At 73.7% G+C, this 10,795-nt stretch carries 8 protein-coding genes; 5 read left to right on the forward strand and 3 right to left on the reverse strand.

Annotation, left to right across the window (positions count from 1 at the left end):
* Window positions 1–37 precede the first annotated feature (37 nt).
* From ACFV5N_RS05120 to meaB, 4 genes are all read left to right on the forward strand, one after another.
* Complete coding sequence (locus ACFV5N_RS05120; RefSeq protein WP_385594234.1) at window positions 38–679, forward strand: LuxR C-terminal-related transcriptional regulator; 642 nt, start codon at window positions 38–40, stop codon at window positions 677–679.
* 198 nt (window positions 680–877) lie between these two features.
* A complete protein-coding gene (locus ACFV5N_RS05125; RefSeq protein ID WP_385594237.1) occupies window positions 878–2,677 on the forward strand; it encodes a methylmalonyl-CoA mutase subunit beta in 1,800 nt (599 codons plus the stop codon).
* Window positions 2,674–4,863: a methylmalonyl-CoA mutase gene (scpA, locus tag ACFV5N_RS05130; protein WP_385594239.1), complete on the forward strand. Its 2,190-nt coding sequence runs from the start codon at window positions 2,674–2,676 to the stop codon at window positions 4,861–4,863. The genes ACFV5N_RS05125 and scpA overlap by 4 nt, the downstream gene beginning before the upstream one ends.
* The gene (meaB, locus tag ACFV5N_RS05135; protein WP_385594242.1) at window positions 4,860–5,861 is read left to right on the forward strand and encodes a methylmalonyl Co-A mutase-associated GTPase MeaB; all 1,002 of its coding nucleotides are present in this window, start codon (window positions 4,860–4,862) and stop codon (window positions 5,859–5,861) included. The genes scpA and meaB overlap by 4 nt, the downstream gene beginning before the upstream one ends.
* Before the next feature lie 26 nt (window positions 5,862–5,887).
* Here meaB and ACFV5N_RS05140 read toward each other — a convergent pair whose 3' ends face one another.
* The 3 genes from ACFV5N_RS05140 to ACFV5N_RS05150 form a co-directional block, all read right to left on the reverse strand.
* Entirely contained in the window at window positions 5,888–7,291 is a 1,404-nt protein-coding gene (locus ACFV5N_RS05140; protein WP_385594245.1) for a cation:dicarboxylate symporter family transporter, read from the reverse strand.
* 153 nt (window positions 7,292–7,444) lie between these two features.
* On the reverse strand, window positions 7,445–7,894 hold the full coding sequence (locus tag ACFV5N_RS05145) for a universal stress protein (RefSeq protein WP_385594248.1): 450 nt from the start codon (window positions 7,892–7,894) through the stop codon (window positions 7,445–7,447).
* A gap of 7 nt (window positions 7,895–7,901) precedes the next feature.
* Window positions 7,902–9,185 carry an SLC13 family permease gene (locus tag ACFV5N_RS05150; protein ID WP_385594254.1) on the reverse strand — a complete coding sequence of 428 codons (1,284 nt, stop codon included), beginning with the start codon at window positions 9,183–9,185 and terminating at the stop codon, window positions 7,902–7,904.
* 170 nt (window positions 9,186–9,355) lie between these two features.
* On the opposite strand from ACFV5N_RS05150, the gene ACFV5N_RS05155 reads away from it, so the two are divergent.
* Window positions 9,356–10,795: MMPL family transporter (locus ACFV5N_RS05155; protein WP_385594251.1), on the forward strand; the 1,440-nt coding region annotated here is incomplete at its 3' end.

Raw genomic sequence — 10,795 nt, forward strand, 5'->3', positions numbered from 1 at the left:
GGGGCGGCTTTCGACACCCGACGGGGGAGAGGATCCGATGGGGGCGATCATCGTCGACAGACATCCCTGCGTACGCATGGCTCTTACCGCACTGATGACGACACGCACCGAAATTCCTGTGCTCGCGGACGTCGATCACGACCAGGAAATCGAGGGCATGACCATGACGGAGTCGACCCTCGTGATTTCCGGTCTCAGCCTCTCCGGACCACATCCGGGAGCCGCGTTCCTGCGCCGCCTCACCGCCGGGGCGCGCCGCCCCCGGGTGCTGGTGTTCTCGGCCGCCGACGACCAGACCGAGGTGATGGCCGCGCTGTCGCTCGGCGCCGACAGCTTCGTCCACAAGAGCACCTCGTGCACCGACCTGGTCAACGCCATCGAGCGCACCTACGACGGCGAACGGGTCTGGCTCTTCGACCGCTCCTCCTGGTGCCCACCCACCCCCGGCGGCCGGATGCCCACCCAGCCGTCCCTCACCCACCGGGAGAACCAGGTGCTGTCGCTGCTGCTGCGCCGGTTCTCCAACGAGGAGATCGCCGAGGAACTGGGCCTCGCCCGGCAGACCGTCAAGAACCACGTCAGCAGCGTCTTCCGCAAGTTCGGGGTGCGCACCCGGCGTGAACTGCTGCGCTCCCCGGAGGCCGCGGCACCGGCCACGGCACCCCTGACGGTCGGCTGATCCCGCCGGGCCCCGCCACCGGCGTACGGTGCGGGGCCCGCGGCCACCCCCGGCGTCTCCCTCCGTGCCCGCGCCCGGCCGGTCAACACCCGTACCCCCGGTACCGGTTACCCCGCCCCGCTCGGGTACGTGCGGGTGCTTCCGGGCCTGATGGGCCCGTTCCTAGACTCCGCCGCGAGCGATGTGAGGAGACATCAGGTGACCGCTGACGCCCCGCCCCACTCCCGGGAGGACTGGGAAGCGCTGGTGCGCACCGTCCTGGAACGGGCCGGCCGCGCCCCGCGGGACGCGGACACGCCCCCCGATCAGGCCCTGGGCACCACCCTCCAGGACGGCATCGTGGTGCCCCCGCTGCACACCGCGGCCCACACGCCCACCGACCAGCCGGCCGTCCCCGGCGCCCCCGACTTCCGGCGCGGCGGCGCACCGGCCGGCGGCTGGGAGCTGCGGCAGCGGCTCGCCCACCCGGACCCGGAGCGGCTGCGCGCCGAGGCACGCGCCGACCTCGACAACGGGGCCGACGCCCTGTGGTTCGTCCTCGACGCGGGCCTCCCCGACCCGGCCGCGGCCCTGCCGCACATCCTGGCCGGACTGCCGCCGGTTCCCGTCGTCCTGGAGGCGGGCAGCGCCTTCCCGGCCACCGCCACCGCCTTCCTCGACCACTGCGCCGCCACCGGCACCCCCGCCGAGGCCGTCGCCGGCAACCTCGGCGCCGACCCGACGGCCGTCCTCGCCCGCGGCGGCGACCCCGGCGCCCAGCCGGAACTCAACGCCGCGCTCACCGCGTTGGCCCGGCGCACCGCCCGCCACCACCCGCGGCTGCGGGCCGCCACCATCGACGCGCTGCCGTACCACGACGCCGGCGCCTCCCCCGCCGAGGAACTGGGCTGCTCGCTGGCCGCCGCCGTATCCGTCCTGCGCACCCTCACCGACGAGGGCGGACTGCTGCTGGAAACCGCCCTGGGGCAGCTGGAGTTCCGGTACGCCGCCACCGCCGACCAGTTTCTGACCCTCGCCAAACTGCGCGCCGCACGGCTGCTGTGGGGCAGGGTGGTCGGCGCCTGCGGGGCCGTACCGGACGCCGCCCGGCAGCGGCAGCACGCGGTGGGCTCGGCCGTCGAACTCACCCGGCGCGCCCCGTGGGTGAACATGCTGCGCGCCACCGCCGCCTGCATGGGCGCGGTACTCGGCGGCGCCGATGCCGTGACGGTGCGGCCGTTCGACGAAGGGGTGGGGGTCTCCGATCCCTTCGCGCGCCGCATCGCCCGCAACACCCAGAGCATCCTGCGGCACGAGGCCGCGCTGGGGCGGGTCATCGACCCGGCCGGCGGCTCCTGGTACGTGGAACGGCTCACCGTCGACCTGGCGTGCCGCGCCTGGGAGTGGTTCCAGGAGATCGAGGCCCACGGCGGGCTGCCCGCCGCGCTGCGCTCGGGGCTGATCGCCGACCGGCTGGCCGCCACCTGGCAGCGCCGCCGCGCGGACCTGGACCGGGGCATCGAGCCCGTCACCGGGGTCAGCGCCTACCCCGACCTGGACGAGAAGCCGCTGCACCGTACGCCGCACCGGGCCGCACCGGGGAACGGCGGGCTCGGCACGGTACGGCGCGCCGAGGGCTGGGAGGCGCTGCGCGACCAGGCGGCCGGGTGCGACGCCCGGGTGACGCTGACCGGCCTCGGCCTCCCGGCCGGGCACCGGGCCCGGCTGGAGTTCGCCACGCGGTTCTTCGCGGCCGGCGGCTTCCGTGCCGCCGAAGCCGCCGCCACCGCCCCGGTGGTGTGCCTGTGCCCGGCCGATGACACCGGTGACGCGGAGATCACGGCGGCCGCCCGCGCCGCCCGCGCCGCCGGAGCCCGCCGGGTGCTGCTCGCCCGGCGCCCCGCCACCGGCCCCGTCCCGCCGGGCGTCGACGGCCTCATCCACCAGGGGTGCGACGCGATCGCCGTCCTCACCTCCGCCCTGGATCACACCGACCGCGAGGAGTCGTCCGCCGTATGATCCCCGACTTCACCCGGATCGCCCTGACCGATCCGGCGCCGCCGCCCGCACCGGAACCGGACCGGGACGGCTGGCGCAAGCGGTTCCAGGCCGCGACCGGGCACACCCCGGAACAGGCCGTGTGGGAGACCCCGGAGGGCATCGGCGTCAAACCCCTGTACACACCGGCCGACTTGGCGGGCCTGGACCATCTGGACGGCTACCCGGGACTGCCGCCGTTCGTCCGCGGTCCGTACCCCACCATGTACACCAGCCGGCCGTGGACCATCCGGCAGTACGCCGGCTTCTCCACCGCGCAGGAGTCCAACGCCTTCTACCGGCGCAATCTGGCGGCCGGCCAGAAGGGGTTGTCGGTCGCCTTCGATCTGCCGACCCACCGGGGCTACGACAGCGACCATCCGCGGGTGACCGGCGACGTCGGCATGGCGGGGGTGGCGATCGACTCGATCCTCGACATGCGGGAGCTGTTCGACGGCATCCCGCTGGACCGGATGTCGGTGTCGATGACGATGAACGGCGCGGTGCTGCCCGTACTCGCCCTGTACATCGTGGCCGCCGAGGAGCAGGGCGTCACGCCGGAGAAGCTGACCGGGACCATCCAGAACGACATCCTCAAGGAGTTCATGGTCCGCAACACCTACATCTATCCGCCGCAGCCCTCCATGCGGATCATCTCCGACATCTTCGCGTACACCTCGCGGCACATGCCCCGCTACAACTGCATCTCGGTGTCCGGCTACCACATGCAGGAGGCGGGCGCGACGGCCGATCTGGAGCTGGCCTACACGCTCGCGGACGGCCTGGAGTATCTGCGGGCCGGGCTCGCCGCCGGTCTGGACGTGGACGCCTTCGCACCCCGGATCTCGTTCTTCTGGGGCATCGGCATGAACTACTTCATGGAGATAGCGAAGTTGCGCGCCGCCCGTCTGCTGTGGACGGAGCTGGTCGGACAGTTCTCCCCCCGGAACCCGAAATCCCTTTCCCTGCGGGCCCACTCGCAGACCTCCGGCTGGTCGCTGACCGCCCAGGACGTGTACAACAACGTGCCGCGCACCTGCGTGGAGGCGATGGCCGCCACCCAGGGCCACACCCAGTCGCTGCACACCAACGCGCTGGACGAGGCGCTGGCGCTGCCCACCGACTTCTCCGCCCGGATCGCCCGCGACACCCAGTTGCTGCTCCAGCAGGAGGCGGGCACCTGCCGGGTGATCGACCCCTGGGGCGGCAGCTACTACGTGGAACGGCTGACCCGCGAACTCGCCGACCGGGCCCGGGCGCACATCCAGGAGGTGGAGGCGGCCGGCGGCATGGCACGGGCGATCGACGCGGGCATCCCGAAGCTGCGGATCGAGGAGGCGGCGGCCCGTACCCAGGCCAGGATCGACTCGGGGGCGCAGCCGCTGATCGGCGTCAATGTGCACCGGCCCGACGGGGAGGAGCCGGTGGAGGTGCTGAAGGTCGACAACACGGCGGTACGGTCGCAGCAGGAAGCGAAACTGCGGGAACTGAGGGCGACGCGGGACGCTCCCGCGTGCGCCCGCGCCCTCGCCGCCCTGACGGCGGCGGCCGGCGGCTCGGACAATCTCCTCGCCCGCGCGGTGGACGCGGCCCGTGCCGGCGCTACGGTGGGGGAGATGTCCTCGGCCCTTGAGGAGGTGTTCGGCCGGCATGTCAGTCCGGTACGCATCGTGTCCGGGGTCTACCGTTCGGCCGCCGGGAGCTCGGAACCCGTGACCACGGCCCGTGAGCTGACCGCCCGGTTCGAGGAACTGTCCGGCCGCAGGCCGCGCATCCTGGTGGCCAAGATGGGCCAGGACGGCCATGACCGGGGTCAGAAGGTGATCGCGACCTCCTTCGCCGATCTGGGCTTCGATGTGGACGTGGGCCCGCTGTTCCAGACCCCGGACGAGGTGGCCCGGCAGGCGGTGGACGCGGATGTGCACATCGTCGGGGTGTCCTCGCTGGCGGCGGGCCATCTGGTGCTGGTGCCCGCGCTGCGGGCGGCCCTGGACGCGGCGGGCGCGGGGGACGTGCTGATCGTGGTGGGCGGGGTGATCCCCGAGCAGGACCACGACGCGCTGCGCGCGGCGGGCGCCGCCGCCGTGTACCCGCCGGGCACCGTGATCCCGGACGCGGCCCGGGAGTTGCTGCGGATGCTGGCCGGCCGGCTCGGACACCCGCTGTGAGGGACCCGGACCTGGCCGCCTGGGCGGCCTCGCTCCGCTCCGGCTCGCGTCTCCATCTGGCCCGGGCCATCACCCTGGTGGAGTCCACCCGCCCCGCCGACGCCGTACGGGCCCGGGAGCTGACGGCGCTGCTGCGCCCGTACGCGGGCGGGGCGCGACGGGTGGGGATCACCGGGGTGCCGGGGGTCGGCAAGTCGACGTTCGTGGACGCGCTCGGCTCGCTGCTGACGGCGGCCGGGCACCGGGTGGCGGTCCTCGCGGTGGATCCGTCCTCGGCCCGGGTGGGCGGCAGCATCCTGGGCGACCAGACCCGGATGGCCCGGCTGTCCCGCGACCCGGCCGCCTATGTGCGTCCCTCCCCCACCCGGGGCACCCTGGGCGGGGTGGCGCGGGCGACCCGGGAGAACATCGTGCTGGTGGAGGCCGCCGGGTACGACGTGGTCCTGGTGGAGACGGTGGGGGTGGGCCAGTCGGAGACCACCGTGGCCGATCTGGTCGACACCTTCGTGGTGCTGACGGTGGCCAGGACCGGCGACCAGCTCCAGGGCATCAAGAAGGGCGTGCTGGAGCTGGCCGATCTGATCGTGGTCAACAAGGCGGACGGCGGCCCGCACACGGTGGACGCGAAGTCGACGGCCCGTGAACTGCGGTCGGCCCTGCGCCTGACCGCCCCCACCGACCCGTCCGCGTGGCGGGCGCCGGTCCTGCTGTGCTCCGCCCTCCACGGGGACGGCGTCCCCGAGGTGTGGCAGCGGGTGCTGGCCCACCTCGCCCACCTCGGCGCCGGTGACGCCCTCGCCCGCCGCCGCGCCGACCAGCGCGTGGCCGCCCTGGAAGAGACCCTGCACCGGGCTCTGCTGACCCGCCTGACCACCCACCCGGGCGCCGGTCCCCTGCTGGAGAGGGCCCGCGAAGCGGCCCGCGCCGACACCACCCCGGTGGAGACCCTGGTCGAGGACCTCCTCACGGCTGTGTGGCCGGCCGGCCCGCCCCGTTGAGCGGTGGGTGCGGGCCGGGGTCCGGGTCAGACCTGGGCCGGGGTCTTCCGCGGGGGTGTGGGGTCCGGCGGTTCCGGCGCCGCGTCCTGGGGGGCGGTTCCGTGGTGGTCGTCGGTCAGGGTCGACTCGTCGAAGGGGTGCCGGCCGGCCAGCACTTCCTTCATGCGGGTCGTGTCGATCTCCTTCGTCCAGCTGCCGATGATCACCGTGGCGACCGCGTTGCCGGCGAAGTTGGTCAGGGCGCGGGCCTCGCTCATGAACCGGTCGATGCCGATGATCAGGCCGACGCCGTCGAGGAGTTCGGGGCGGTGCGAGGAGAGTCCAGAGGCCAGGATCGCGATGCCGGAGCCGGAGACCCCGGCGGCGCCCTTGGAGGCGATGATCATGAAGAGCAGCAGGGAGAGCTGTTCGCCCAGGGCCAGCGGGGTGCCCATCGCCTCGGCGATGAACAGCGAGGCCATGGTGAGGTAGATGGCGGTGCCGTCCAGGTTGAAGGAGTATCCGGTGGGCACCGTGATGCCGACGACCGGCTTGCTGACGCCCGCGTGCTCCATCTTCGCGATCAGGCGCGGCAGCGCGGTCTCGGAGGAGGAGGTGGAGACGATCAGCAGGAACTCGCGGCCCAGGTACTTCAGCAGCGAGAAGATGTTGACGCCGGTGGTGAGCTTCAGCAGGACGCCGAGGACGACGACGATGAAGAGCACGCAGGTGACGTAGAAGCCGATCATGATGACGGCCAGCGACTTGAGCGCGTCCACGCCCGTCTCGCCGACCACACCGGCGATCGCGCCGAACGCGCCGATCGGGGCGGTCCACATGACCATGCCCAGCACCCGGAAGACGACCTTCTGGAGGTGGCCGATGCCGCGCAGCACCGGCTCGCCCGTCTTGCCCATGGCCTGGAGCGCGAAGCCGACCAGCAGCGCGACCAGCAGGGTCTGGAGGACCTCGCCCGCGGTGAAGGCGGAGACCAGGGTGTCGGGGATCATGCCGAGCAGGAAGTCGGCGGTGGACTCGCCGGCCTTCTCGGCGGCCTCGGCACCGGCGTCGGTGTCCACGTCGGCGAGGTTGAGCCCGTGTCCCGGCTCCAGGAAGTTGCCCACCAGCAGGCCGATGCCGAGGGCGAATGTCGACATGACCATGAAGTAGCCGAGGGCGAGCCCGCCGACCGCGCCGACCTTGGCGGCTTTCCGGACCGAGCCGATCCCGAGCACGATGGTGCAGAAGATGATCGGCGAGATCATCATCTTGATCAGGGCGATGAACCCCTGGCCCAGCGGCTTCAGCTCCACCCCCACCCCGGGGGCCGCCAGTCCGATGGTGATGCCCGCGGCCACCGCGATGATGACGGCGATGTAGAGCCAGTGCGTACGGTCGCGACGCTTGGTGCGGGGGGCGGTGGGCGCCCCGGGCGGGCTGGATGCGGCCACGGTGGTCTCCTCGTCCTTGTGGAGTCTTGCGGCCCGGGGGGCCGGATTGCACGTGACGCAATATCCACCAGGGGGTGACCGAGGTCTCGGTTACGGTCATTACGTTCGCAAGGATTTTCGTACGGCTGTCATCCGGACGTCACACGGCCGACATCACCACACCAGCAGCACCGGGCAGGGCGCGTGGTCGACCACGAACCGGGTGGGCGGCGCCAGCGTGTGCGGCCCCGGCCTCGACCGGTCCCCGTCCCGGGCGCAGACCAGCATGTCCTCGCCGCCCAGTCCGGACAGCGCCGCCAGGACCTCGTCCTCGGTGCGGCCGGTCCGCGCCAGCCGCCGTACCGGGCCGCCCAGCCGCTCCCCCGCCCGCTCCAGCAGCGCGGCGGCCGCCCCGGCCGCCTCCCGCTCCACCCGGCGGGCCGGGTCCGCGCCGGGGCCGTGTCCGCGCCCCAGCAGCCCGGTGAACGCGCCGTGCGCCGCCGCCGTGACCTCCTCGTCCGTCACATGCAGCAACGTCACCGGCTCGCGCGCCGTGCGCCGGGCGCGGGCCGCCGCCACACACGCCGTCCAGTGCGCCTCGGTGATCCACACGATGAGCGTCATACCGGCCTCAGCCTCCGATCAGGGACAGCGACCCCCACAGCGCCACGGTCGCCGCCACCAGGGAGGCGGGCACCGTCAGCAGCCCCAGCCGGGTGAAGTGGCCGAGCCCCGGGTCGGTGCCGTGGGCGTGCAGCACCCGCCGCCACAGCAGCGTGGCCAGCGAGCCGACATAGGTCAGGTTGGGCCCCAGGTTCACCCCGATCAGCGCCGCCAGCACCGGACCCGGCCCGCCGTGCGCCGCCAGCACGGGCAGGATCACCAGGATGGCCGGGAGATTGTTGATCAGATTGGCCAGCAGCGCCGCCACCGCCGCGACCGCCAGCAGCGCGGCCAGCGACGAGCCGTCCGGCAGCAGCCGGGCCACCGCGTCCCCGAGCCCGTGGTCCACCACCGCCGCGACCACCACCCCGAGCGCGAGCACGAACAGCAGGAACGGCACGTTCGCCGCCCGCACCAGGACGGGTACCGAGGTACGGCGCGCGCTGAGCGCCCGTACCGCCAGCACCAGCGCCCCGCCCGCCGCCGCCCAGGCCGGGTCCAGACCGAGCAGCGAGGTCACCGCGAAGCCGGCCAGGGTCAGCCCCAGCACCGCCAGCGCGAACACCGGGCGCGGACCCGGCCCGGCCGCCGGTTCCGCCACCGGCGCGCCCCGCTCCACCGCCGCACCCGTCCCCGCCAGTTCGGCGGCGTACCAGCGGCGGAACACCGCGTACTCCACCGCGATCGCCGCCAGCCACGGCAGCAGCATCAGCGCCGCGAACCGGGTGAACGTCAGCCCGCTGGCCGCGAACGCCAGCAGATTCGTCAGATTGGAGACCGGCAGCAGCAGCGAGGCCGAATTCGCCAGATGGGTGCAGGCGTACACGTGCGGGCGGGCCGCCACCCCCAGCCGGGCCGCCGTCGCGAACACCACCGGGGTCAGCAGCACCACCGTGGCGTCCAGGCTCAGCACCGCCGTCACCCCGGCCGCCACCGCGAACACCCCCGCCAGCAACCGCCGCGGCCGGCCCCCGCACCAGCGCGCCACCAGCCGCCCGGCCGCCGTGAACAGCCCCTCCTCGTCGCACAGCCGGGCCAGCACCAGAACGGCCGCCAGAAAGCCGGTGACCGGCAGCAGTTCACGGATCTGGTGCCAGGCCCCGCTCACCGGCACCAGCCCGAGCGCCACCGCCGCCCCGGCCGCCGGGACCGCGGCCACCGCCTCCGGCAGCCCGCGCGGGCGCGCCACCGCGAACCCCAGCACGCTCAGCAGCAGCACCACCGACAGCGTCCCGGCCACCCACGTACTCAGCGCATGCCTCCCGGCCGGTGCCGCCCCGGATCTCCCGGCTCACCGCACCAGTTTCCCACCTCGTGTGACGCACGTCTCACCGGGTCCCGCCGCCGCCATGTCACATCCGCGCCCGCGCCGCCCCTCTCCCCTGGCGAGAGATCAACACTCCCGGAGAGGGGAGAGGAACCATGTTCGCGAGGCTTTCCGCACTCGTGCTCGGGCACCGCCGGGCCGTGCTGTGGGTCGCGGTACTGCTGGCGCTCGTCGGCGGGGCCAGCAGTGCGACGCTGTTCGACGACGTGAAGGGAGGCGGCTTCACCAACCCGGGCGCGGAATCCGGGCAGGCCGCCGACGTCCTCGCCGAGCGCTTCGGCCAGCAGGACCCCAATCTGGTGCTGCTCGTGCACGCCCCCGGCGGCGTCGACGAACCCGCCGCCCGAGCGGCCGGCAGCGCGCTGGCCGAACGGCTCGCCACGGAGGACGGCGTCAGCGGCGTCCTCTCGTACTGGACCGCGGGCGGCGCCGGCCCGCTGCGCTCCGCCGACGGCGAGCGCGCCCTGATCCTGGCCACCGTCGCCGGTGACGAGACCGAGGCCGGGCGCCGGCTCGCCGCACTGCGGCCGGATTACGAGGGGAACGCGGACGGCCTGGAGGTCGCCGTCGGCGGACCCGCCATGATCAACCACGAGGTCGGCGAACTCAGCGAACGCGACGTGATCAAGGGCGAGACCCTCGCCTTCCCCGTCATGCTCGTCGTCCTGGTGCTGATCTTCGGCAGCCTCGTCGCCGCCTCCCTCCCGCTGGTCACCGGGCTGATCACCATCCTGGTCTCGCTCGGCCTGCTGTGGGCCATGGCCCAGCTCACCGATGTCTCGGTGCTGGCCGTCAACGTCGTCACCCTGCTCGGCCTCGGCCTCGCCGTCGACTACAGCCTGCTGATGGTCAACCGCTACCGCGAGGAACTGCGGGCCGGCCAGGACAGCGCCACCGCCATCCGGGTGATGATGGGCTCCGCCGGACGCACCGTCCTCTTCTCGGCCGTCACCGTCGCCGTCACCCTGGCCGGACTCGCCTGGTTCCCGCTGCTGGCGCTGCGCTCCATCGCCTACTCCGGCATCGCCGTGGCCGTCCTCACCGCGCTCACCACCCTCACCGTGCTGCCCGCGCTGCTGGCCGTGCTCGGCCCGCGCTTCGAGTCCGGCCGGGTGCTGCGCCGCCGCGCCACCTCCCGCGAGGAGAAGGAGCAGGACGCGGAGAACGGCTTCTGGCACCGGCTCGCCTCGCTGGTGATGCGCCGCCCCGTGCCGTTCGCCACCCTCGGCACCCTGTTCCTGCTGCTGCTCGGGCTGCCCTTCCTCTCCCTGAACATGGGCGCCCTGGACGAGCGGGCCCTGCCCACCTCCTCCGCCGGGCGGCAGGTCGCCGAGGTGATGCGCGCCGAGTTCGACAGCGGCGAGGCCGGCGCCGTACGGATCGTCCTGCCCGAGGGCGCCCCGGAGGCGGACCTGGCCGCATACGCCGCCGGGCTCTCCGCCCACCCGGACGCCGCCCGGGTCGACGCCCCCACCGGCTCCTACGCCCAGGGCACCCAGGTCGCCGGGGCGGGCCCGCAGCACGCCGCGCTGACC

Origin of the sequence: Streptomyces sp. NPDC059853 (assembly GCF_042731495.1) — a bacterium.
GTDB lineage: Bacteria > Actinomycetota > Actinomycetes > Streptomycetales > Streptomycetaceae > Streptomyces.

What these genes read in the sequence shown, in the direction of transcription:
- ACFV5N_RS05120 (WP_385594234.1), top strand. Translation starts at nt 38, where the DNA reads ATGGGGGCGATCATCGTCGACAGACATCCCTGCGTACGCATGGCTCTT.
- scpA (WP_385594239.1), top strand. Translation starts at nt 2,674, where the DNA reads ATGATCCCCGACTTCACCCGGATCGCCCTGACCGATCCGGCGCCGCCG.
- ACFV5N_RS05145 (WP_385594248.1), bottom strand. Translation starts at nt 7,894, where the DNA reads ATGACGCTCATCGTGTGGATCACCGAGGCGCACTGGACGGCGTGTGTG.